The sequence below is a fragment of the Desulfotignum phosphitoxidans DSM 13687 genome (assembly GCF_000350545.1).
In the GTDB taxonomy this organism is placed as follows: domain Bacteria; phylum Desulfobacterota; class Desulfobacteria; order Desulfobacterales; family Desulfobacteraceae; genus Desulfotignum; species Desulfotignum phosphitoxidans.
This window is the reverse complement of record NZ_APJX01000002.1, coordinates 506387-525453: the sequence shown is the minus strand read 5'-3', so window position 1 is coordinate 525453 and position 19067 is coordinate 506387. Positions and strand designations below refer to the sequence as shown.

The window sequence follows — 19067 nt, the reverse complement described above, 5'->3', positions numbered from 1 at the left end:
CGTGCTGCGTGTTTAATAAACCGTACTGCAGATTATAAAATGGAATGGAATTTCAAATGAGATGGGATCAGAAAATGTTGCTAACAATAAACAGTTGCCCCCGCAAATTGCCGTGTTGTTTTAAAGGCTTTGAACCATTGGTTCAAAAGTGGGCACTCAGTTAATACCTTCAGGCTTTTCCTTACTGACGAGGAACCTGCGCACCGGTATCAGTGTGAGTTCCCTTTCTATATGCGTTAGGACAAAGTCTATCGTACAATCACGCACATTGCAGGGGGTTTTAAATGGTTATCATCCAACTGCTTATCATTACAACCCTTTATCGATTTTTTTCATCAATGATGAAATTTTGTTCTCCATGTCTTTCTCAAGTTCAGCGTGCTGCATTTTCAACTCATGAAAATCCTTGGACAGGTTCATGGCAGCAAGAAGCAAAATAGCTATTTTATTTCTTCCTGAATTTTTATTCGGAACCATGCCTTCTGCCTCCTGGATGTAATCAGTTAAATATTGGACAACCTGGCTCGGATCTTTAACCTGATCATCCGGTTTAAATCTGAACTCTTCTCCAAAAAGATCAATTTTGATAATTTCATCCAATGAAATCCCTCTACGGGCACCTTATCATCGGCCCTAATCTGTTCAGACTCATTCTGACTGGATAAAACTATCCAGTTTCGTCAGAAGCCCGTCTATTTTCGTTTGAATCACTGCCTCCTGCTCAGATGTCTGTGCTTCAGTCTGAATTTTTTCTTCCAGGTCTGATTCCAGTTGTTTTATCCGTAAAGCCAGGTCCTGATTTTCAATTTGTAAAGACCGACAGCGTTCCAGCAATTTATCGACTTTTTTGTCGATTTCATCAAACGTGCTATGTATCTGATCATTCCCCAATTTTATAATCCTACGATAATTAATTTACCAGCAGTATAGATCAAATCTTTTGTCAAAGTCAAGGCAATTCATTTTGCATGTGACCATGCAGATTTCTTGTTTTTTCAAGATCATCCAGTGTATTTACACCCAGAACCTGACTGATATCTTTCAACACTTTTACAGCCACATTCTCATTTTTTTGGGAAGCGATACCCACCACATCCGTCAAATAATATTCGGCCTGAAGGTTGTCCGGTTTTAACTGGTCAAGCGCCATGGCTAAAAACTGCCGGTCAAAACAATAAATACCCGTATTGATCCGGCGGATTTTTTTTTCCTCAGCACTGGCATCAGCTTCTTCCCGAATGGCAATAACCCGATTCATCGAATCGCAGATAATACGCCCATACCCCGAAGGATTGTCCATATCCGCAGCCAGAATCGTCACCTTTGCCCGGGATGATCGATGGACTGACACCAGATCCGCTACGGTTTCAGGTTGTATCAAAGGCACATCCCCATAGAGGATGACAACTTGTTTCACATCCTGGGCAAGGGCCGGGATCGCACATTTAACGGCATCTCCCGTTCCCAGAAGCGATTTTTGCAGACTGAAATTAACCGGATAACAGGCCGTTACAGCTTGCTGCACTTGCCGGGCCTGGTGCCCCACCACCACATGGATATGGTGATCAGATGTCACCTGCCTGGCGCAGGCGATAACGTGCAGAACCATGGGTTTTCCCGCCACCGGGTGAAGCACTTTGGGAAGTTCTGAATTCATCCGGGTCCCCTTGCCAGCAGCCAGAATAATTACGCTCACCGCATCCATGAGTATCCTTATTTTGTTTTGAATCCCCGTTTAAAGAAAAAAATAGGGTGCGCCCAATGGGTGCACCCTATATCTGGTCAAAAACAAAAAACAGATCAGCTACTTACTGACAGACGCCACTTTCAACCGGTGAATCGCCCGCCGCAGTGCCAGCTCTGCCCGCAGTAGATCAATGCCGGCAGCCCGATTGGCCAGACGCTGTTCCGCCCGTTCTTTGGCGGCTTGAGCCCTGACCACATCGATATCCTGATTACGTTCCGCAGATTCGGCCAGAATCGTGACCTTATCCGGCAAAACTTCCGCAAACCCACCATTTATGAACAGGAGCTGTTCTTTTCCACTGTCATTTTTATATCGCAGCGTTCCCATTTTCAGGGATGTCAGAAACGTGGTGTGTCCCTTCAGGGCGCCGAATTCACCTTCCGACCCCGGAGCGACCACCGTATCAACTGCTTCGCTGACCACCGCTTTCTGTGGTGTCACCACTTCAAGCATCAGTTTTTCAGCCATGAGCTATACCTCCGGGAATTAATCAGATTTCGCTTTTTTAATGGCATCTTCAATGGAGCCTACCATATAAAACGCATTTTCCGGAAGATCATCATGCTTACCTTCAATGATTTCTTTAAATGATCTTACGGTATCTTCAACTTTTACAAAAACCCCTGCCATGCCGGTGAACGTTTCAGCCACATGAAAAGGCTGGGACAAAAACTTCTGCAGTTTTCTGGCCCGCTGGACCGTTATCTTGTCCTCATCAGACAACTCATCCATACCGAGAATGGCAATGATGTCCTGGAGTTCCTTGTATTTTTGCAGGGTCTGCTGAACCACCCGGGCCACATAATAATGCTCATCACCAATGTAGACGGCATCCAGAATCCTGGAGGTGGAATCCAGCGGATCCACGGCCGGATAAATCCCCAGCTCAGCAATCTGACGGGACAGAACCACGGTGCCGTCCAGATGGGCGAAAGTAGTGGCCGGTGCCGGGTCAGTCAAGTCGTCCGCAGGCACGTAAACACACTGAACCGCGGTAATGGACCCTTTATCCGTGGAGGTGATGCGTTCCTGGAGTTCCCCCATGTCCACTGCCAGCGTGGGCTGATACCCCACGGCAGACGGCATGCGGCCCAGGGTAGCAGACACTTCCGAACCCGCCTGTGTGAACCGGAAGATGTTGTCAATGAACAAGAGCACATCCTGGCCTTCCACATCACGGAAATACTCCGCGCAGGTCAAAGCGGACAGGGCCACCCGGGCACGGGCTCCCGGGGGTTCCGTCATCTGGCCATACACCAGGGCGCATTTGGGAAGAACACCGGAATCTTTCATTTCATGATACAGGTCGTTTCCTTCACGGGTCCGTTCCCCCACACCGCCAAACACGGAAATACCGCCGTGCTGCATAGCGATGTTGTTTACCATTTCCATCATGATAACGGTTTTGCCCACACCGGCACCACCGAACATACCCATTTTTCCGCCCCGGGGAAAGGGGACCAGCAGGTCGATCACCTTGACGCCGGTTTCAAGAACCCGGACCGAGGTATCCTGCTCAATGAATGCGGGGGCATGTCTGTGGATCGGCATCATTTTTTCCCTGGAAATATCTCCCAGGCCATCCACGGGTTTTCCCACAACATTCAATACCCGCCCCAAAGAGGCTTCACCCACAGGCATCATGATGGGCGATCCCGTATCTTTGACCGGCATGCCCCGCTGGAGACCGTCGGTGACATCCATGCCAATGCACCGGACCATGTTGTCCCCCAGATGCTGGGCCACTTCAATGACCAGGTTGTCTTCTTCATCCCCGATGGTGGGGTTGGTGACGGTCAGGGCGGTGAGAACCGCCGGAAGGTTGCCGGGTGTGAATTCAACGTCAACAACAGCACCCATGACCTGTGCTATTCTACCTATATTTTCAGCCATTTTTTTCTCCTAAATAAAGCTGTTTATATACTGTGAGGTATATTTTGTTATCCCTTGAGCGCTTCCGCACCACCGACAATATCCATAAGTTCGCCGGTAATCTGAGCCTGACGCGTCTTGTTGAAGATGGTCTGAAGTTCCAGCACCATGTCTTCACAGGCCTTGGTGGCATTTTCCATGGCCCGCATCCGTGCGGCATGTTCACTGGTGGAGGTCTGAAGCAGGGCATCATAAATCTGAATAAACACGTTCTTGGGCAGCATTTCCCCTAACAGAACATCGGACGACGGCTCACAGATATGTTCCGGCAGAAATGATCCGTCCGCATCCGCGGGAGTTTCATTCGCAATATCCGTCAGTGATGGAATGGGCAGAATCTGTTTGATCAACGGCTCCTGCCTGGCCATGCTCTGAAATTCAGAATAAATGATATAAACTTCGTCCACTTCTCCCACAAGAAAACTGTCGATCAACTGCTGTCCCGGAGTGGATGCCATTGAAAAATCGATTTTCCCCCCCACCACATCCAGGTATTCCGCAGCAATGGCATAGGGTGATTTTCGGGTCCAGTCCCGGCCTTTTTTTCCAAAACAGTAAAAAGACACGTCCTTGTCCTGCAAGTCTGATTGTATGAATTTCCGGGCTTTATCAATCAAATTGATATTAAAACCGCCGCACAACCCTCTATCAGACGTACACAGAATCACGATCACTTTTTTGACTTCCTGGGCCGGGACCAGCAACGGGCTGACATCTGAACCCGATTTGCCGGCAATACTGCCCAGCACCTCAGCGAATTTGGAGGCATAGGGCTTGAACCGCTCCATATTGGTCTGACAGCCCCGCAGTCTTGAAGTGGCAACCATTTTCATGGCAGAAGTGATCTGCTTTGTTTTCTTGACGCTGCTGATCTTGGATTTTACTTCTTTGAGTGTTGCCATTATATCTACCTTTCAAGCCTATTAATTTCAAATTATTATAACGATTGTGTTTTCAAGAACCGTTCATATGAACTAAATCGTGTCCTTGAACTCTTCGTCATAGGCTTCCAGGGCTTGTTTGAGTTTGGTTTCAATGTCTGAGGTGATCTCTTTTTTCTCTTTCAAGCCTTGGTAGATTTCAGGAAACCGGTTTTCCACAAACGTATAAAGCCCTTCTTCATATTTGGAAACCGCTTCTTTGGGATACTTGTCAATATAGCCCTTGGTACCGGCATACAGGGCCGTTACCATTTTTTCCATGGGAAGTGGCTGAAACTGGGGCTGTTTGAGCAGCTCCACCAGTCTTTCCCCACGGGTCAGCTGTCTCTGGGTGGCGGCATCCAGATCCGAGCCGAATGCGGCAAACGCTTCCAGCTCACGGTACTGGGCCAGATCCAGACGCAGGGTTCCTGCCACCTGTTTCATGGCTTTCACCTGGGCTGCACCCCCCACTCGGGATACGGAAAGACCCACGTCAATGGCCGGCCGGACACCGGCAAAGAACAGGTCTTTATCCAGAAAGATCTGACCGTCGGTGATGGAGATTACGTTGGTGGGAATAAATGCGGACACATCCCCTTCCTGGGTCTCGATGATGGGCAGTGCGGTCAGAGAACCGGCCCCTTTTTCATCACTGAGCTTGGCAGAACGTTCCAGCAGCCGGGAATGGTTGTAAAAAATATCCCCTGGGAATGCTTCACGTCCGGGCGGACGTCTGAGCAGCAGGGATACCTGGCGATAAGCCACGGCCTGCTTGGACAGGTCATCATAAATGATCAGGGCATGTTCGCCCTTATCCCTGAAATATTCTCCCATGGCGCATCCGGCAAAGGGGGCCAGATACTGCAGGGCCGCAGATTCAGAGGCGGATGCCACTACCACGGTGGTGTATTCCATGGCACCATGTTCTTCTAAGGCCGCCACCACCTGGGCCACCGTGGATTTTTTCTGACCGCAGGCCACATAGATACATTTCATGTCCGTGTCTTTCTGGGCAATGATGGCATCCACGGCAACAGCGGTTTTACCGATCTGGCGGTCACCGATGATCAGCTCCCTTTGTCCCCGGCCCACCGGGGTCATGCCGTCTACGGCCTTGGCCCCGGTGTAACAGGGTTCATGCACTGATTTTCTGGCGATAACCCCGGGGGCCACCAGTTCCATGTTCATCATATGGTCGGAGTTGATGGGGCCCTTGCCGTCAATGGGCTCCCCTGTGGTGGTGACCACCCGGCCCAGCATGGCCTCACCCACCGGCACCGAAGCGATCCGATCGGTTCTTTTAACCACATCCCCTTCTTTAATGAGTTTGTCATCCCCTAAGATGGCAATCCCCACATTGTCGGATTCCAGGTTCAGCGCAAGGCCTAAAATGCCACCGGGAAACTCCACCAGCTCCATTGCCTTGACTTTTTCCAACCCATATACACGGGCAATGCCATCACCGGCAGACAGAACCACACCGGTCTCATTCAGATCAACCTTTGCGTCAAATCCCTTGATCTGATCTTTAATTATCTGGCTTATCTCTTCTGCTTTAATTTCCATTAGACACTCTCACCTTTTTTTAAAGTTTCCCTCATATTGATCAGCTGAGTTTTCACGCTGCCATCCAAAACAAGATCACCGATTTTGGTAACCACGCCGCCGATGAGACTTGGATCCTGTTCCACATTCAAAACAATCGTCTTGCCCACTCTTTTGGACAGGGCATCCCGGATTTTTTCCACAGCGTCCGATGACAATTGTGTGGCCGAAGTAATACTGGCTTTAACGATCCCTTTGAGTTCATCCGCCAGATTTTTGTAATACGAGGCGATATCTCTTAAAAAAACGATTCTTCCCTTGTCAAACAGCAACTTTAGAAAAGAATTCATCACAACAGACAGGTTTGCCGCCTCCAGAACAGCTTCCAATACTTTCTTCCGGTCGTTCTTGTTGTACAATGGATTGGTCAGGGCCGCTTCAAAACCTTCCTGTGTATCAAACAAAGACACAACCGCCTCCAGTTCTTCATTATACAGGTCTGCCTGCCCGTTTTCCTGACCGATCAGAATCAATGCTTTGGCATAACGCCTGGATACTGCTAAATTTTTCATTATGCCACCACCTTTTTCAAATAATCGTCCACCAATTTTTCCTGATCTTCAGATGAAATGGCGTTTTGAATAACGTCCTGTGCCTGCTCTACAGCCAAAGAGGAAATTTCCTGCTGGAGTTTGATCCTGGCCGATTTGAACTCCTGTTCAATGGTCCGTTTGGCCATATCTTCCAGTTTCTCCGCCTGGGCTTCCGCCTGGGCAATAATCCGTTTTTTGGCTTCTTCTCCCTGCTGGATGTAATCCTGGATGATCCGTCTGGATTCCTGATCCAGATCGTTGAAACGGGCCTGATATTCAGCCAGCTGTTTTTCGGCCTCGGCTTTTTTCTGCTCAAGGTCTTTCAGTTCATCTGCAATCTCTTTTTTCCGGGAGGAGAAAAAAGCTTTCACCGGTTTTCTCCCCAGAAGAAACAGGGCAATGGCAAGCACGGCAAAATTCAATGTCTTCCAGGTATCAATGGCCAACCAGGAATTGTGGACTTCACCATGGCCTGACGCCGCCCATGACGTGGCAACAGCAGATGTGAGAATCAGCAGAATCATCCCTGACACTTTGAGCTGTTTACGTCTCAAGTTGTTTTTTTTCATCATAAGGCCCTCCCCAGAATTTTTTCACCAATGGCTTTGGCAAACACCTCCACCTCTTTTTCCAGAGTTTTTCGGGCCTGCTCAGTCTCATCCGCCACCTGTTTCTTGATCCGGGCAAGATTGGCCTGAGCCTTCTGATTGATCTGATCGATAATCTCCCGTTCCTGTTTTGATGCCTCCTCCACAAACGCTTCTTTCTCTTTCAAGCCTTCGCTTCTGGCCTGCCGCAACCCGTTCTTGTAGGATTCCTCCTGGGAAACAAGATCCGCAGTGGCTTTTTCAACGCCGGATTCAAGACCTTGAATCTTTGCTTTTCTTTCCAGCAGCACCTTGCGAATGGGTTTGTACAGCAGTACATTGAGGACAAAGAGCAGAATCAGGAAATTGATCATCTGATACACCAAAGATATATCAGGAATCACAGTTATCATAAAATTCCCTCCGCCAGTAAATAATTATAAAAAAACCAACTACTTATATCTTACCGGCTGTTTTTACGCAAAAACAGCCCAAATTCCGTTAAAAACGTGACTTCAGTACCATCCGGGTAATAATTTGTCAACATGGAATAAGAAAATATTTCCACGGTTGACAGGTGTAAAACCGATTTTATCTCCTGCATGAAACGCTGGTCTTTCAACCAAATCAGCTGGTGTAAAAACGACGCATGCTGATATTGAGCAATATCCCGAAACCCATCATATTGGTGATCACAGAAGACCCCCCATATGAAACCAGGGGTAACGGCATCCCCACCACGGGCATCAACCCCATAACCATACCGACATTGATGAAAATCTGCCAGAAAATCATGCTGGTGATGCCGAAAGCCAGAATGGATCCGAACAGATTTCGGCAATTATAGGCAATATTCAATCCCCAGCAGATCAACAAAAAATACAAAATCAGTAATACCGTACATCCCACAAGTCCCCATTCTTCCGCCAGCACGGATAAAATAAAATCCGTATGCTGTTCCGGCAGAAAAGCCAGGGCATTCTGAGTTCCCTGCAAAAAGCCTTTCCCCGTGATCATGCCAGATCCAATGGCGATTTTGGACTGAATGATGTGATATCCCGTACCCAGGGGATCCCGATCCGGATCCAGAAAAGTCAGAATCCGGGATTTTTGATAGGCTTTAAGACCGAAAAACCAGACAACCGGCAGAACACATCCGCTCAGGGCCCCCAGAATCAAAACCACCTTTTTTTCGACCTTGACAAACAAGGTGATGGCGCCGGCAATGAGCAGCAGCATCAATCCCGTACCCAGGTCCGGCTGATTGACGATCAACCCCACCGGAATCATACAAAACACAGCGGGTTTGAGTAATTGTCTGAAGTTAAGACCTTCCGGTGACACCTTGGTGGCATAAATCGATGCCAGACTGATAATCAATGCAATTTTCATTAATTCGGACGGCTGGACACTGATCCCGCCAAAAGAAATCCATCGCTGGGAACCGCCGCCGGACTGACCGAAAAAATAGACCCCCACCAGAAGCGTGACACAGGCGGCATATATAAACAGATTCAGCTTGTTCAGCTTCTGGAAATCAAACACCAGGATGCCGGTCATCAGTGCGGCTCCGCCCCCCATCCAGATGAGCTGCCGTTTAAACAGATAATGAAGGCCGGTGCCCTGCCATCCGGCCATGACCGCGGAATACAGCACCATCAGTCCGGTGCCGGCGATAAGCAGAATCAGCACCAGTAATCCCCAGTCAAAATGTTCTATCAGACGTCGGTCAAACATGATTATTTTTATCCTTCAGGTGCTGCATCAAACGACTCTTCAGGTCCCGGCAGGCCCAGATATTTTTTCACCAGCGTTCCGGCCACAGGAGCGGCCGCTGAAGAGCCATGTTCTCCATGTTCAATGATCACGGCAATCGCAATCACCGGATTTTCGGCCGGCGCATAACACACAAACCAGGCATGGTCTCTCAGGGTTCTTTTCTGATTTTCATTATCGAATTTTTCACCGGTTTTCCGGGAAGACACCTGGGCCGTGCCGGTCTTACCTGCCATTTCGATCTGCTTGATCCGAATACTTCTTGCCGTCCCCCGATCTCCTTCCACCACTTCGGTCAATCCTTTTCTGACCAGATCCAGGGTTTGTCTGCCTGCCGGAATTCCGCCGGTGATCTCCGGGTCCATTTCCCTCACCAGATGGCCGTTCACATCCTTGACAGCCGTGACGATCCTGGGCCGGTACAAGGTGCCTCCATTGGCAATGGCTGCGGTGAATACGGCCATCTGGAGCGGGGTAACCAGGTTGAACCCCTGACCGATACTGATGGAAAGGGTTTCTCCCGGAAACCAGGCTTCATTGAACCGTTCCCGTTTCCATGCGGACGTCGGAATCAATCCCTGACGCTCATGATCCAGGTCAATGCCAGTGGGACGTCCTAATCCGCATCCGTTGGCATACTGTGCCAGCGCATCCACCCCCGTTTTTTCACCGGCCAGATAGAAAAACACATCACAGGACTGGGCCAGGGCATCCACCACGTTTAAATGCCCGTGCCCGTGTCTGCGCCAGCAATGATACCGTCGGCCCCGAAACATATAAAATCCGGGACAAAAGGTGGTGTCGTCACCATCAATCTTTTTTTCTTCCAGAGCGGCAATGGCGGTGAGTATCTTATAGGTGGAGGCCGGCGGATATTCCGCCTGGATGGTTTTGTTGATCATGGGACGGCCCGGATTGTTCATCAATGCCTGCCAGTTGCGGGTGGATATCCCGCCGATAAAGTCATTCTGATCAAACCCCGGATTGCTGGCCATGACCAGTACATCGCCATTGGCCGGATTCAGGGCCACGACGGCCCCATCCCGGTCTTCAAGCAGGTCTTCCGCCAGTTGCTGCAACGGCAGATCCAGGGTTAAGTGAAGATTGTGTCCCGGCACGGGTGCCACGGTTTTCAGCTCCTGGACCACCCGCCCGTTCACGTCCACCTCCACCTGGCGGCCGCCCCGCCGGCCTTGCAGATAGGATTCAAAACTTTTTTCCACCCCGTATCGTCCGATATGATCTCCTGCCCGGACATGAGGTAACATACCGCTTTCCAGTTCTTTTTTGTTCACCTCCCCCAGATATCCCAGCAGATGAGACGCTGTTTCCGGATAAATATAATGTCGGGTGGGCTCAATCTCCACATAAATTCCGGGCAGATCAAATTTATGGGCCTCCACAACGGCCAGCTGATCCCTGGAAATATCTTTTTTCAACACAATGGGCTTGTAAAAAGCAGCCGTTCCCGCTTTTTGAATTTGTTCCATCAGATCCACATAGGGTTCATCGATCAAAGAAGACAAAAGAGAAACGGTGTCCGGCACGGATCCCGTATCCTCGAGCACCATCACCAGATCAAACGCCGGCCGGTTGTCCACCAGCAGTTCCCCGTGCCGGTCGAAAATCAGCCCCCGGGACGGTTTGATGCTTTTTAACCGCACGCAATTGGTTTCAGACAAGCGGTGATATTCTTCTCCTTTGATCAGCTGAAGATACACCAGTCGAAAAAACAACAGCATGAACACGATCAAAACGCAAAGACTGGCAGCCATCACCCGCTGTTTCATCCAGTCCCGCTCTTTGGTTTTAGGCAGATCCACCATGGGTTTAATTTCTTCTTGTTTCCCGGATTCTGGCAATACGCTGAATCAGGTCCTGCCAGCGCCGGTATCCGGCAGAAATCAATCCAACCCCCAACGGAATCATCACGGCACCCCATGCGATCTGTTGCAGCATCAAAGACACATTAAGCGGCCACGTGCCCGTATATTCCTGTCGGGCAAACAGCGAAAAAAGAAAAATACCCTGTTGAATGGTGACAGACAGCAGGCTGACGACCACGATAAACGGAACACTGGTCTGGAACACCAGCTGCCGGGCCAGTCGAACGATTAAAAAAATCCAGAGATAAGAAAAGGTATAAAGGAAAAACGGCGCCCCTGACAGACTGTCCATGATTCCGCCCATACCGGCAATAACGGCAATAACCAGATAATGAGAAAAATGAAGGCTGATATAAACAATCAGGATAATGGTCAGGTCAAAACAATAAAATGATGACGATAAACCGGGAAGCAGCACTGTCTGGAAAACAATGAGAAAAAGGCTGATAATCCCCACAAAAACCCATTTCATTGTTTATATACCAGCACCTCTTCCAGTTTATCAAAATCCACACTGGTCTGAATGATGATATCCTGGAACAAATGGGAATGATCTTTTTTAACCGCCAGAACCGTGCCGATTTTCAACCCCTTGGGAAAGACCTGATCCAGCCCTGAAGACACAATGACCTCACCGGCCTGAATCTTTTCTTTACGCAAGGCATAAACAAAACTGCAACTGCTGTCACCATTGCCTTTGACCATCCCTCTGGCCCGTGTGGTCTGAACCAGGGCATCCACGGCGGAATTCCGATCCGTGATAAGCAGGACCCTGGAAAAATTGGGAGATACTTTGGTGATCTGTCCCACAATGCCTTCCGGAACCAGTATGGGCGCATTTTTTTTCAGGCCGTGCCGTTCCCCTTTATCAATCATCAGGGTTTTAAACCAGGGAGACGGGTCCCGGGCAATCACCCGGGCCGCCACATAGGTTCCGGATGCAGTCGATGAGAATGCCAAAAATTTCTTTAATCGGGCGTTCTCCACGGTCAGTTCCCGATTCTGGTTTTCAATCTGTTCTGCCAGGGTCAATTGTTGCTTTAAAACCGTGTTTTCCCGGGCTGCCGACACACAGGCAAAATAATTTTTCCAGACAGTCGACACAAAATAAACCGAGCGCTGCACGGCCAGTTGAAAGGGGGCCGTCAATGTGATCAACACGTTTTCCGGGCCCTGCACGTCAAAATTCTGCCGGCTGGTCAGACTGATCACTATCAAATTGATTGCGACAAACAATCCAATCCCGACAGCGATTAACATTCGACGGGAAAACATGTACTCAGTCGATCACCACTTCGGTTAAGATATCAATACTGTCCAGTGCTTTTCCACACCCTAACGCCACTGTTGACAATGGATCATCCGCCACCACGATGGGCAGGCCGCTTTTTTCCTGAAGCAGTTTATCCAGGTTTTTCAGCAATGCCCCGCCGCCGGTGAGCACAATTCCCGAGTCCACGATATCCGCTGCCAGTTCCGGCGGGGTCTGTTCCAGAGCGACACGCACCGTCTCCACAATGGCATCAATCTGTTCGGAAATGGCCATTCTGACCTCTTCGGAATCAATGGCCAGAATTTTGGGAATCCCGGATACCAGGTCCCGACCTTTGACTTCAATGGTCTCCAGATTGTCCGGATCCGGATATGCATTGCCGATGGTGTTTTTAATGATTTCCGCCGTGCGTTCGCCGATGAGCAGATTATATTTACGCTTGATATGCTGGCTGATAGAGCTGTCCATTTTATCGCCGGCCACCCGCAAAGACTGGGTATAAACGATGCCAGCCAGAGAGATGACCGCCACTTCCGTGGTGCCGCCGCCAATATCCACCACCATGTTACAGGTCGGTTCTGTAATGGGAAGACCTGCGCCGATGGCTGCAGCCATGGGTTCTTCAATCAGAAACACTTCTCTGGCACCGGCGGATTCCGCCGATTCCCGGACCGCCCGCTTTTCCACCTGGGTGATTCCCGAGGGCACGGCAATGATAATCCGGGGCCGGACCATGGTTTTCCGATTGTTGTGCACTTTTCGGATAAAATGCTTGAGCATGGCTTCGGTCACTTCAAAGTCGGCAATCACCCCGTCCCGCATGGGCCTTATGGCCACGATATTGCCGGGAGTCCGGCCCAGCATCCGTTTGGCCTCCATACCCACCGCCAGAACCCTGTTTTTTGCCCGGGCGTCGATTCTCACCGCCACCACAGAGGGTTCACTCAATACAATGCCTTTCCCTTTGACATACACCAGGGTATTGGCCGTTCCCAGATCAATGGCCAGGTCATTTGAAAAGGCGCCAAGCAAAGAATCCGTAATAAAGTTCATTTTCCCTCGTTAGTCTTGTTAAAATATGTTTTCACCCGATCCAGGGATTGATCTTTTTACCTGAATGGTAGTTGCTAACAAAATTAACCGTTTTTTACAAGAATAAAGTCTGACATCCTATCCTATTATATTATTCTTTCCGGATTCACCTTAAAATACACCGGGCAATACAGTCATGGATCGCCGGCCTGAATTTTTTGATTTTCAGGTTAAAACGGGACGGATGCACCCGGTTGGTCAATAAAACAACAATGGCGCCGGTATCCGGATCGATCCAGAAAGACGTCCCCGTGAACCCCAGATGTCCCACAGTCAATGCAGAAAAATACCGCCCCGTGGATGATCCGGTCTGGGACGGGGTATCAAATCCCGCCACGTGGGTATGACCGGGATATTTTTGGATGAATCGAGCCGCCGTCCCGGGATCCAGGACCTGAGGAGACTGGTATTTGATGGCCTGAAGCATCTCCAGACACAGACGATGCACCCCGTCCGCAGACCCGAACAGGCCGGCATGCCCCTGAATACCCCCGGACACCCAGGCGTTTTCATCGTCCACCTCTCCGGTGAGCACCCGCCCCCGCCAGGGGCAATTCTGGGTGGACACCAGCCGGGCTTGATCCACAGGCATGGAAGGGGCGGCCATATCGATAAAAAACAGATCTTCAATGCCCAGGGGCTGATAGACGTGATTTTGGACAAACCGGTCCAACCGGGTCTGTGTAACGACCCGGATCACTTTGGAAAGCAGCATATAGCCCAGATCGCTGTACACCTGTTTTGCCCCGGGCAATGCCATCAACGGTTCTGTGAGAACCAGATGATCCATCACCGCAAGAGGGTCCGGCTGACCGGTGGCCTGTTCAAAAAAGTTTCTGTGGGCCGGCAGCCCGGAGGTATGTCTCAGCAGCATGTCCAGGGTGATTCCTGCTTTGGGCGTTTGGATCGTGGCCGGCAAAAGGTCTTTCAGGCGGACATCCAGCGTCAGTTGACGGGTTTGCACCAGCACCATCATGGCGACAGCCGTGGCCAGCGGTTTGGTCAGTGAGGCCAGATCAAACACGGCATCTGTTTTCATGGGGTGGTTTGTTTGCAGATCCATCACGCCGAACGCCCGATGATACAGAATTTTATCATATTTTGCACACAACAGCACGGCACCGGGAAACACGTTTTCTCTGATTCCCCGGTCCATCATGTTTGACACAGGATCCGATGTCATGATCCCCACTTTTTCGCCGGCCATGTCAGTGTTTTCGCGTCGGCATCCAGATCCACCCGGCATCCCATGGGCAAAGACAGGTTCACCCTCCCATGCCCTGCGGCAAGCCCCATCAAAACAGGCACCTGGTATTCACCAAAAATATCGGAAAAAATCTCAGGCAGGTATTCCGGATGATCACACCGTTCAAACGTGCCGGTCACCACGGCCCAGACGCAAGAAAACAACCCGGCCATTTTCATCTGGGTCAGCATGCGGTCGATTTTGTAGGCCGGTTCCCCCACATCCTCCAAAAACAACACGGCCCGGGAAAAATCAGGCGCAAACTTTGTTCCCACCAGATGGGTCAATGTGGCCAGATTGCCGCCCATCAGAATTCCCGTGGCCCGGCCGGATGCCACACACAACCCCTGGGGTATCTTCAATGCGGTCCCTTGGCCGGTCACGGTATCCAAAAACGAGGTGCGTGTTTGAAAGTCCGCATCTGCCAGAGACACCAGATTGGGGCCATGGACCACGCCGATGTTTGCCCGCTGCATCACGGCGGTCAGCAGTGCCGTGGCATCTGAAAACCCGATAAACAGCTTGGGTTGGGCTTGAATCAGGGGCCAGTCCACATAAGAGAGCATGCGCATGGCTCCGAAACCGCCCCTGGCACAGATAATCCCCTTGATGTCCGGGTCGGCGGCAAGTGCATTGATCACGGTGGCCCGGCACAAATCATCCCCTGCCAGATACCGTTTTTGTCCAAAAATTTGATCCGGCACCTGCACCTGAAATCCAAACTTTTCCAGGCAGATGATTCCCTGTTGCAGCCGAATTTCATCAAACCGGGCGCTGGGCGCAGCCAAACCCACCAGATCCCCTTTTTCAAGACATGGAAAACAATTGATTTTCATGCCGATATTTTGACAAAATCCAGAAAAATTGCAATACTGTGTGTCTTATTAATTTCAAAAATCAAAGGATCCCATGCGTTCCCATACGCCCGCCATCCTGGCCCCGGCCGGAGACAAGACCACTTTTTTGGCCGCCGTGGCTGCAGGAGCTGATGCCATTTACTGCGGACTCAAGCTGTTTTCCGCCCGGATGGAAGCTGCCAATTTCAGTATTGAAGAACTGTCCCGACTGTCCCGTCTGGCCCGGTCCAGACAGATTGATGTACATATTGCATTCAATACCCTGATCAAGGAATCGGAAACCCCAAAAGCCCTTCGCCTGCTGTCCAAACTGCAGCAGCATGTGATCTTTGACGCATTGATCGTTCAGGATCCGGCCGTTATCTCTTTGGCCAGACAGGCAGGCATCACCCAGGACCTGCATCTTTCCACCCTGGGCAATCTTTCCTCTCCTGCCGGCCTGAAATCGGCCCGCAATGCCGGTTTCTCCCAGGTGGTCCTGCCCAGAGAATTTTCTTTGGACGATATCCGGGCCATGGCGGCCCAAACCCCTGAAGACATGGGTCTGGAAGTGTTTGTTCACGGGGCTTTGTGCTATGGTATCTCCGGGCGGTGCTACTGGAGTTCCTGGTTCGGCGGCAAAAGCGCCCTCAGAGGGCGTTGTGTCCAACCCTGCCGGCGCATGTATCAGATGAAATCAGAAAAGCACCGGTATTTCTCGTGTATGGATTTTTCTGCAGATGTGCTGGCCAAAGTACTCAAAGAAATTCCCCGGGTTCACACCTGGAAAATTGAAGGCAGAAAAAAAAGCCCGCATTATGTATATTACACAATCAAGGCGTTTCAGCTGCTCAGAGATGATCCGTCCCGGAAAAAAGAAGCCCTGACCTATCTTGACTATGCCTTGGGCCGGCCGTTCACTCATTACAACCTTTTGTCCCATCGGATTCAAAACCCGCTGGATCATCAGGATGTCACCCAATCCGGCCTGTTTTTAGGCCGGATCAAAAATCCGGCCGCCCCTTTTTTCATCACGAAAGATGCCTTGTTCCCAGAAGACCTGCTGCGCATCGGCAATGAAGAGGATGCCTTTCACACCATCCAGAAAGTGACAAGGAGCGTGCCCCAAAAAGGAAAATTTACTTTGCCCCGGCAGTTGCGGCATAAAGTGAGAAAAGACGCGCCGGTTCATCTCATTGATCGCCGGACCAATGAACTGACCCGGGAAATCAGTGTCCTGGACGCTGAACTGGCGGATATGGAAAAAATTCTTGTACGTCCGGCCCCCCACACAGACGTTTCAGACAAAAATCCTTTAAACACCCGGCGCCGGACCCGTCAACACATCACCGATATCCGGGTCTCCAGAAAATCGCAGGCCCAGGCCCAGAAATCAGGTGCATCCGGCATCTGGATTTCCGGCAGCCGTTACAGCACCCGTTTTGACAAAACCACCTGGCTGTGGCTGGATCCGTCCATTTTTCCGGAAGAAGAGATCTTGTGCCGCCAGTATATCACCACAGCATTAAAAAAAGGGGCCCGCCATTTTGTGCTCAATGCCGTCTGGCAGATCAGTCTGTTTGACAATCCGGCCCCGTTGGATCTGTGGGCCGGCCCTTTCTGCAATATCGCCAACAGCCTGGCCATTCAGGAGTTGAAAACACTCGGATTCAGCGGCGCCATCGTATCTCCGGAACTGGACAAAAATACGTTTTTATCCCTGCCGGAATCATCCGTGCTCCCCTTGGGAGTGGTCATTGAGGGAAACTGGCCTTTGGCCGTTTCCCGGACCCTTTCGCCGGGGTTATCGCCCGGAGATTTTTTCATGAGCCCCAAAAAAGAAGGGGCCTGGGTCACCCGGTCCAATAATTTAAATTATATATTTCCCAACTGGCCCCTGGATCTGACCGCACACAGAAAAACGCTGGCCCAGGCCGGGTATACCTGTTTTATCACCCTGGAAGAACCCGTGCCCAAAAATGTGTCTCTCAAGAACCGGCCCGGGTTGTGGAACTGGGATCTCACGCTTTTGTAACGGTTTTGATTCCCCGACCGCCCCACCCGGGGTCGGGGAATCAAAATTTTTCAGATTCAGACTGGATTCAGGCTGTCAACAGGATTCAGGGCTTGATCCGGATAGATGGATACAGACCCTCCAGCTCTCCGGTGCGATAGGGCTGGATAATGTTAAAAGAGATATTCTGGTCATCCTGGGCATGGCCCCTTTTCTCACCGTTGTTGTAAAGGGCCCCGTTCAGCAGCAGAATATTTTGCAGCCGGTTTTTAAACGTCTCGATAAAAACCGATCCCTTACCGTTAAATGTCATTTTACCGATGGTCAGACTGTCTCTCACTTCTGCCAGATCATCCAGGGAAATGGCATGGGTTTTTACATCCGCCTGGGTCCGAATCAAACCCCATATCAGGTGATCACCGGCAATATGAATGGGTTCTTCCGGGTCCATGATGGTGTGGGGCATTATGATACAGCCTTCCCCCAATTGAATGCGGGCCGTTTCCTTGCCATTGAGAAACGCGTTGAATCCCACGAAACACCCCTGCCCCACATCCGCATGAATGATCTTGCCGCCATGGGCCGTGATACACATGTCGGCCAGACGTGAATTGATGATATAGGTATTTTCCTGGGCATTGGACCCTTCCCCCATCTCGGCATTTTCCAGAAACGCCCGCTGGGCCACCAGCACATTTTCGCCGATATGGGTGTCCCCCTGAATAACGGCATACCGGTTCACGGCCGACGTGAACGGCGCTTCGACAGGCTCCAGGTTCATGACTTCAAACAGCCGCTCATAGTCGGCCTCCCTGTTTTTCACAAAGTCATACATGATCCCCCGGGGCTGAAACGCATCATTGACCCCCACAAAATAATCCAATGCGGTTGTGTCATATTTGAATTTGAATTCAAAATGCTGATTACGGATCCAGATGGTTCCGGGTTCAATCTTCCGGTGAAACAGTTCTCCCACCTGGATATAGGAAAAATCTCCTACAATACAGGAATGCAGATTCATCAGATCCACGGTGGCAAACGGTCCTAAAAAACACCCTTCCAGGGTGGAGCCGTGAATATTTGCGTAATGGCTTGAAATGGTGTTTCTAATGCCGAATTCTTCCGGACTCTCAGGGTTGTGGGAGTTGCTGTGCACCAGGGTTTTGTACAACAGGCTGTCCCGGATGGTGATCATTTCATCTTCCACTAAAGGAATTTCTTTGGTGGATCGGATTTTGTCTCCTTTGCGTTTGAGCTCGTCTCCCCGGATATCACTTTTGTAAATGGCGGAACGGCCCACATAACATTTGCCTAAAAAATAACTGCCCGCGATATTGGAGTTTTTAAAGTGAAAATAGATGGGATGATGGGAGGTAATACCGTAAAACGCATAAAATTTGAGCATTTTTTCATGATCCAGTGCATGGGTCACAAAGGGTTCGGTATCAAACCCAAACTCATCCAGGTTCACGTTCACACGGCTGATGATTCGGTCGGCCAATTGCTGTAACTGATTCATTGTCGTGCCTTTCATTTTTTTGAAATTTTTGAAAATGCATGCCTGTATATGTCGCATGGTGTATACATGCCGTTTGGTATACCATAGATAAATTCTTT

At 50.2% G+C, this 19067-nt stretch carries 19 protein-coding genes and 1 other RNA gene; 1 reads left to right on the top strand and 19 read right to left on the bottom strand.

Annotated features, from left to right (window positions below; genetic code table 11):
• Positions 1-93 precede the first annotated feature (93 nt).
• The 18 genes from ssrS to DPO_RS06885 form a co-directional block, all read right to left on the bottom strand.
• Positions 94-280, bottom strand: a non-coding RNA gene (gene ssrS / locus DPO_RS24490) — 6S RNA.
• A gap of 29 nt (positions 281-309) precedes the next feature.
• Positions 310-600 (bottom strand): cell division protein ZapA, encoded by a 291-nt coding sequence (locus tag DPO_RS06965; protein WP_006965061.1) that lies wholly within the window; start codon positions 598-600, stop codon positions 310-312.
• A 48-nt stretch (positions 601-648) separates the two neighbouring features.
• A complete protein-coding gene (zapB, locus tag DPO_RS06960; RefSeq protein WP_006965060.1) occupies positions 649-891 on the bottom strand; it encodes a cell division protein ZapB in 243 nt (80 codons plus the stop codon).
• A 58-nt stretch (positions 892-949) separates the two neighbouring features.
• Positions 950-1705, bottom strand: a complete 756-nt coding sequence (locus tag DPO_RS06955; protein WP_006965059.1) for a sugar phosphate nucleotidyltransferase — start codon at positions 1703-1705, stop codon at positions 950-952.
• A 99-nt stretch (positions 1706-1804) separates the two neighbouring features.
• Positions 1805-2215, bottom strand: a complete 411-nt coding sequence (locus DPO_RS06950; protein ID WP_006965058.1) for a F0F1 ATP synthase subunit epsilon — start codon at positions 2213-2215, stop codon at positions 1805-1807.
• 18 nt (positions 2216-2233) lie between these two features.
• Positions 2234-3640 carry a F0F1 ATP synthase subunit beta gene (atpD, locus tag DPO_RS06945; RefSeq protein WP_006965057.1) on the bottom strand — a complete coding sequence of 469 codons (1407 nt, stop codon included), beginning with the start codon at positions 3638-3640 and terminating at the stop codon, positions 2234-2236.
• Positions 3641-3687: 47 nt separating this feature from the next.
• Positions 3688-4581 (bottom strand): ATP synthase F1 subunit gamma, encoded by an 894-nt coding sequence (gene atpG, locus DPO_RS06940; RefSeq protein WP_006965056.1) that lies wholly within the window; start codon positions 4579-4581, stop codon positions 3688-3690.
• Between the two features lie 72 nt (positions 4582-4653).
• The gene (atpA, locus tag DPO_RS06935; protein ID WP_006965055.1) at positions 4654-6168 is read right to left on the bottom strand and encodes a F0F1 ATP synthase subunit alpha; all 1515 of its coding nucleotides are present in this window, start codon (positions 6166-6168) and stop codon (positions 4654-4656) included.
• Entirely contained in the window at positions 6168-6719 is a 552-nt protein-coding gene (atpH, locus tag DPO_RS06930) for an ATP synthase F1 subunit delta (RefSeq protein WP_006965054.1), read from the bottom strand. Before atpH ends, atpA begins: the two co-directional genes overlap by 1 nt.
• Positions 6719-7312 carry a F0F1 ATP synthase subunit B gene (gene atpF / locus DPO_RS06925; protein ID WP_006965053.1) on the bottom strand — a complete coding sequence of 198 codons (594 nt, stop codon included), beginning with the start codon at positions 7310-7312 and terminating at the stop codon, positions 6719-6721. Before atpF ends, atpH begins: the two co-directional genes overlap by 1 nt.
• The gene (locus DPO_RS06920) at positions 7309-7740 is read right to left on the bottom strand and encodes an ATP synthase F0 subunit B (protein WP_006965052.1); all 432 of its coding nucleotides are present in this window, start codon (positions 7738-7740) and stop codon (positions 7309-7311) included. The genes atpF and DPO_RS06920 overlap by 4 nt, the downstream gene beginning before the upstream one ends.
• A 214-nt stretch (positions 7741-7954) precedes the next feature.
• Complete coding sequence (gene rodA, locus DPO_RS06915) at positions 7955-9064, bottom strand: rod shape-determining protein RodA (protein WP_006965051.1); 1110 nt, start codon at positions 9062-9064, stop codon at positions 7955-7957.
• Positions 9065-9072: 8 nt separating this feature from the next.
• On the bottom strand, positions 9073-10929 hold the full coding sequence (mrdA, locus tag DPO_RS06910) for a penicillin-binding protein 2 (protein ID WP_006965050.1): 1857 nt from the start codon (positions 10927-10929) through the stop codon (positions 9073-9075).
• Positions 10930-10933: 4 nt separating this feature from the next.
• Complete coding sequence (locus DPO_RS06905; protein ID WP_006965049.1) at positions 10934-11461, bottom strand: rod shape-determining protein MreD; 528 nt, start codon at positions 11459-11461, stop codon at positions 10934-10936.
• Positions 11458-12201, bottom strand: a complete 744-nt coding sequence (gene mreC, locus DPO_RS06900; RefSeq protein ID WP_236609920.1) for a rod shape-determining protein MreC — start codon at positions 12199-12201, stop codon at positions 11458-11460. Before mreC ends, DPO_RS06905 begins: the two co-directional genes overlap by 4 nt.
• 67 nt (positions 12202-12268) lie before the next feature.
• Complete coding sequence (locus DPO_RS06895) at positions 12269-13315, bottom strand: rod shape-determining protein (RefSeq protein WP_006965047.1); 1047 nt, start codon at positions 13313-13315, stop codon at positions 12269-12271.
• A 145-nt stretch (positions 13316-13460) separates the two neighbouring features.
• Positions 13461-14561, bottom strand: coding sequence for a serine hydrolase domain-containing protein (locus DPO_RS06890; RefSeq protein WP_006965046.1), 1101 nt, complete (start codon positions 14559-14561; stop codon positions 13461-13463).
• The gene (locus DPO_RS06885) at positions 14534-15394 is read right to left on the bottom strand and encodes a S66 peptidase family protein (protein ID WP_236609919.1); all 861 of its coding nucleotides are present in this window, start codon (positions 15392-15394) and stop codon (positions 14534-14536) included. Before DPO_RS06885 ends, DPO_RS06890 begins: the two co-directional genes overlap by 28 nt.
• Before the next feature lie 115 nt (positions 15395-15509).
• On the opposite strand from DPO_RS06885, the gene DPO_RS06880 reads away from it, so the two are divergent.
• Positions 15510-17471 (top strand): peptidase U32 family protein, encoded by a 1962-nt coding sequence (locus DPO_RS06880; protein ID WP_006965044.1) that lies wholly within the window; start codon positions 15510-15512, stop codon positions 17469-17471.
• Between the two features lie 85 nt (positions 17472-17556).
• Here DPO_RS06880 and DPO_RS06875 read toward each other — a convergent pair whose 3' ends face one another.
• On the bottom strand, positions 17557-18969 hold the full coding sequence (locus tag DPO_RS06875; RefSeq protein ID WP_006965043.1) for a hypothetical protein: 1413 nt from the start codon (positions 18967-18969) through the stop codon (positions 17557-17559).
• Positions 18970-19067 lie beyond the last annotated feature (98 nt).

Coding starts and splice junctions, on each gene's coding strand:
- atpD (WP_006965057.1), bottom strand. CDS start 3,640: ATGGCTGAAAATATAGGTAGAATAGCACAGGTCATGGGTGCTGTTGTT.
- atpF (WP_006965053.1), bottom strand. CDS start 7,312: ATGATGAAAAAAAACAACTTGAGACGTAAACAGCTCAAAGTGTCAGGG.
- rodA (WP_006965051.1), bottom strand. CDS start 9,064: ATGTTTGACCGACGTCTGATAGAACATTTTGACTGGGGATTACTGGTG.
- atpA (WP_006965055.1), bottom strand. CDS start 6,168: ATGGAAATTAAAGCAGAAGAGATAAGCCAGATAATTAAAGATCAGATC.
- DPO_RS06895 (WP_006965047.1), bottom strand. CDS start 13,315: ATGAACTTTATTACGGATTCTTTGCTTGGCGCCTTTTCAAATGACCTG.
- atpH (WP_006965054.1), bottom strand. CDS start 6,719: ATGAAAAATTTAGCAGTATCCAGGCGTTATGCCAAAGCATTGATTCTG.
- atpG (WP_006965056.1), bottom strand. CDS start 4,581: ATGGCAACACTCAAAGAAGTAAAATCCAAGATCAGCAGCGTCAAGAAA.
- DPO_RS06880 (WP_006965044.1), top strand. CDS start 15,510: ATGCGTTCCCATACGCCCGCCATCCTGGCCCCGGCCGGAGACAAGACC.
- DPO_RS06905 (WP_006965049.1), bottom strand. CDS start 11,461: ATGAAATGGGTTTTTGTGGGGATTATCAGCCTTTTTCTCATTGTTTTC.
- DPO_RS06875 (WP_006965043.1), bottom strand. CDS start 18,969: ATGAATCAGTTACAGCAATTGGCCGACCGAATCATCAGCCGTGTGAAC.
- DPO_RS06920 (WP_006965052.1), bottom strand. CDS start 7,740: ATGATAACTGTGATTCCTGATATATCTTTGGTGTATCAGATGATCAAT.
- DPO_RS06890 (WP_006965046.1), bottom strand. CDS start 14,561: ATGGCCGGCGAAAAAGTGGGGATCATGACATCGGATCCTGTGTCAAAC.
- DPO_RS06955 (WP_006965059.1), bottom strand. CDS start 1,705: ATGGATGCGGTGAGCGTAATTATTCTGGCTGCTGGCAAGGGGACCCGG.
- DPO_RS06950 (WP_006965058.1), bottom strand. CDS start 2,215: ATGGCTGAAAAACTGATGCTTGAAGTGGTGACACCACAGAAAGCGGTG.
- mrdA (WP_006965050.1), bottom strand. CDS start 10,929: ATGGTGGATCTGCCTAAAACCAAAGAGCGGGACTGGATGAAACAGCGG.